Below are 1,023 nucleotides of genomic sequence, written 5' to 3'. Positions count from 1 at the left end.
ACTGACGGGTAAAGATGGCGGTAAAATGGCTGGTCTTGCTGATGTTGAAATTCGTGTACCACACTTTGGTTATGCAGACCGTATTCAAGAAGTACATATTAAGATTATTCACATCATCATTCAGTTGATTGAAAAAGAGATGGAATAATTTTCTGCAGCCACTTTTTCGGCTGTGGTTTAGGTAAGGAGTTCGTTAAACGATGTGTGAATTGCTCGGCATGAGCGCCAATGTTCCAACGGATATCTGTTTCAGCTTTACAGGGCTGATGCAGCGTGGAGGTCGTACTGGCCCGCACCGTGATGGTTGGGGAATTACTTTTTATGAAAGTAAAGGTTTTCGAACCTTTAAAGACCCAAAACCAAGCTGTGAGTCCCAAATCGCTGAATTGGTGCAAAACTATCCGATCAAAAGTCGTGCGGTTGTGAGTCATATTCGCCAAGCAAACCGTGGCGGAGTGAATTTAGAAAATACGCACCCATTCACACGTGAGTTGTGGGGCAAGTATTGGACCTTTGCTCACAATGGTCAGCTGTCTGATTACCAAGATCTGTACACTGGGCGCCATCGTCCTGTTGGTCAAACAGACAGTGAGCTCGCGTTTTGTTGGCTGCTAAAGCAGATGGAAGATCGATATCCAGAGCCTCCTCAGGACATGGAATCTGTTTTTCTCTACATCGCTAAGTGTTGTGATCAGCTCAAAGAAAAAGGCGTGTTCAATATGTTGCTCAGCGACGGCGAGTTTGTCATGACGTATTGTACTAATCACTTGTATTGGATTACGCGTCGCGCTCCGTTTGGCAAGGCCGCTTTGCTAGATGAAGATGTGGAGATCAACTTCCAAGAAGAAACAACACCAAATGATGTTGTTTCTGTCATTGCAACTCAACCTTTAACCGGCAATGAGACTTGGCATCGAATGAAGCCCGGTGAATATGGTTTGTTTCACCTTGGTGAACTGATCCAAAACAATGCATCTGATTTGAAGGATGTGCCATTTGCAGCGCCCAAACCGGGTAATCAAG

General features: G+C 45.0%; 1 protein-coding gene and 1 pseudogene. Both read left to right on the top strand.

Annotation, left to right across the window (positions count from 1 at the left end; translation table 11 throughout):
- Positions 1 to 148: pseudogene (gene gmhA, locus R7M72_RS26100) on the top strand (phosphoheptose isomerase); the annotation flags it as partial.
- Between the two features lie 52 nt (positions 149 to 200).
- The coding region (locus R7M72_RS26095) for a class II glutamine amidotransferase (protein ID WP_318056592.1) at positions 201 to 1,023 on the top strand (823 nt) is incomplete at its 3' end.

Source organism: Vibrio sp. YT-18 (assembly GCF_033337345.1).
Taxonomy (GTDB): Bacteria; Pseudomonadota; Gammaproteobacteria; order Enterobacterales; family Vibrionaceae; genus Vibrio; species Vibrio alginolyticus.
Note: the sequence above shows the minus strand (reverse complement) of the source record. Positions and strands in the feature narration are given on the sequence as shown.